General features: G+C 59.1%; 3 protein-coding genes. 1 reads left to right on the top strand and 2 read right to left on the bottom strand.

The features are described 5' to 3' along the window. On the bottom strand, positions 1-852 hold an 852-nt coding region (locus tag N554_RS0130400), incomplete at its 3' end, for a manganese catalase family protein (protein ID WP_036054702.1). Between the two features lie 307 nt (positions 853-1,159). Between N554_RS0130400 and N554_RS0130395 the strand changes: the two genes are divergently transcribed. Continuing rightward, a complete protein-coding gene (locus N554_RS0130395; protein ID WP_029586886.1) occupies positions 1,160-1,660 on the top strand; it encodes a ferritin-like domain-containing protein in 501 nt (166 codons plus the stop codon). 831 nt (positions 1,661-2,491) lie between these two features. On the opposite strand, the gene N554_RS41610 is transcribed toward N554_RS0130395, so the two are convergent. After that, on the bottom strand, positions 2,492-2,743 hold a 252-nt coding region (locus tag N554_RS41610; RefSeq protein ID WP_371259537.1), incomplete at its 5' end, for a hypothetical protein.

The following is a 2,743-nucleotide window of genomic DNA, read 5'->3' as shown; positions in this document are numbered from 1 at the left end:
TGCGGCCATCTTGGGGAGCGCTTTTGTCAGTTGTTTCTCGGCGTGAAGGAGGTCGCGAAGTTCATCGATCAGGAGTTCGTCGAGGCCTTCCGGACCCTCGGAAGGTGAACTCTCGGTGATAAGGGCGGAAGCTGCGCCGGGTTCGCCGCTTTGGATGGCGGGAGATTCCACGAAAACCCAATCGCTGCCCTCGTTCCATGGACCGCGGGTGTCGATTTCGCCATGATCGCCGGTGCCGGTTGAATCGTTGAAGAATTGATTGACGAGGCCGGGTGTCGGCGCGATGCGGCCGACGCTGAAAGCTGGCTTGCTCATGCTGTCGAGCGCCAGAGCGAAGGCCTTCATATGCGTGATCTCGCGCGTCATCAGGAATTGCAGCGCGTCCTTGGTGCCTGCATCATCACAAAAATTGATGAGCCGCTCATAGACGATTTTGGCGCGGGCTTCTGCCGCGATGTTGCTGCGAAGATCGACGTCTAGCTCACCGGTAATCTTCAGGTAGTCGGCGGTCCAGGGATTGCCCTGCGAGTTGAAGAGGTTCACCCCTCCCCCGCCCGCGATCGCAATCAAGGGGTCGGCCTCTGCGGCCTGACGGTCGAATTTTGATGGTTTGAGGTGCATCCGCGCCAACGACCCGACCACTTCGAGATGGCTCAGCTCCTCGGTCCCGATGTCCATCAGGAGATCTTTGCGGTCAGGGTCTTCGCAATTGAGGCCCTGGATCGAATACTGCATCGCAGCGGCGAGTTCGCCGTTAGCGCCGCCGAATTGCTCAAGAAGCATATTGCCAAAACGCGGGTCCGGTTCGTCGACGCGGACGGTGAACATGAGCTTCTTGACGTGATGATACATGGCGGCCTCGTTCGCAGGAGAGAGGGAGAGAGAATGACTTCAGCAACAGAGATCAGAGCCCAGTCGTTCCGTTAAAGATGAAAAGATCTCGCCAAGCGAGACTTGAGCCGGCCGACCTCTCGAAAAAAGTGAACATAGGAACAAAGCTCCCTGCCGAGCACACGCCTACCCGGCCACGCAGCGCTGAGCTGTCGCGACCAGATGCCGCGCGGGAGATTCGCACAACGTCCGCTCGCGATTAGGAACCAACGTGAATATCCGAGGTTGAGGGCGCTATCTATCTTGTCTCAAACGAAGGAAGAAAGAGATGCCCAACACTGCGCGTGATATCTTCGTGGTCGGCTTGCGCAACGCCCACGCTATGGAAACACAGGCTCGCGAGCTCATGGAGCGCCAGTCCGAGCGGCTCGACGACTATCCGGAGGTGAAAGCGAAGGTTACCGCACATCTTGGCGAGACCAATGAGCAGCTGAAACGGCTGGAGCAATGCCTGGAAGCTTGCGGCGAAAGTACCTCTAGCCTGAAGGACACGGCACAATCGGTGATGGCGAATGCCATGGCTATGGCCCATTCCATGGCCGGCGACGAAATTCTCAAGAACACCTTCGCCAATAACGCTTTCGAGAATTTTGAGATTGCCACCTACAAGTCCCTGCTGGCGCTATGCGGTCAGGCCGGCGTGGATTCGGCGCGTGCACCGTTGGAAACATCGCTGAAGGAAGAAGAGCGCATGGCGGCATGGGTGGTGTCGAACGTAGAGAAGATCACGCTGGAGTATGCGAGCCGTGAAGAAAGAAAGGCAGCCTAACGCGAAGGTGGAGAGCCGGAAAATAAACAGGAGATTTACGATGATAAAGCTATTCCCGACCAAGTTGATGATCTTGGCCATGCTGCTGACACCACTACCCGTACTTGCTCAGGGCGGAGGAGGTGGCGGCTCCGGAGGCGGATCAGCTGGCGGCGGCTCGGCCGGCGGTGCTTCATCGGGCGGGGCGGCCAGCGGACCCACAGCCGGTAGCGGCAGCGCTGTTGGTTCGCCCAATGCCGGCTCGGCTGGCGCCGGGACTGCTGGCGTCAGTGGCGTGCCCTCAGGTCCGGCGAACGCTGGCGGGCTGAATAACTCAAACAATGATCCAAGTGGCGCTGGAAATTCTGCAAAGGTGCCTGATGCCCCGGGCACAAACGCGGCAGGAACGGCAAATTCCTCGGGGTCAACCGGGAGCACCGGCGCTCGCGGCTCAATCACCACTGGAACAGCCGGCAACAGAGCTGGTGGCACCAGCAGTGGACGCATCGACGGAACGGTTACACCTGGCCCTTCAATGCCGGGTGACGCCGAGATCCGAGCCGAAGATCCGAAGGTCGATCAGAAGATCAATAGCATCTGCAAAGGGTGCTGAGCAAAGATGACGGATTCTGAGGTCGGTGCAATCATGTAAGGCCCGCGCCAGGCTACCGCTGGATGCGATACGCTGGCCGCGGGATACGCCATTTGGAAGCCGGAAGCGGCGCTGAAATGCCGATCAGGCAAGAAGGGCCGCTCAGCGCGGCCCCAGTGCATATGATTAAGTTGACCGAGACGCGCGAGATGACGCCTTATCGGTGGGGCATCCGGACGAGGTGAGCTGAGCCCGCCGGTTCACACCGGCGGGTTTTTGCTATCATCGTTTATTCTGCGAACTGAGATACTGAGAATGCCCAACCTCGCGCGAACGGCGAGAACTGTTCGTTTGAGCCTCAGCGCTATCGTCGTGACGCTCTTTCCAGCTTCAACCATTTCCCGCAGTTGCTTGTCATGCTCCGGCGACCATGGGCGCTTGGCATTTCGCGCACCCAGGATCATTTCACCACATGCAACCCGTGGCGGGCGCGCAACCGACTGACAGCAGCC

This window comes from Bradyrhizobium sp. URHD0069 (assembly GCF_000701345.1).
Taxonomy (GTDB): Bacteria; Pseudomonadota; Alphaproteobacteria; order Rhizobiales; family Xanthobacteraceae; genus Bradyrhizobium.
The sequence above is the reverse complement of the archived record's forward strand: the minus strand, read 5'-3'. Positions and strand labels throughout refer to the sequence as shown.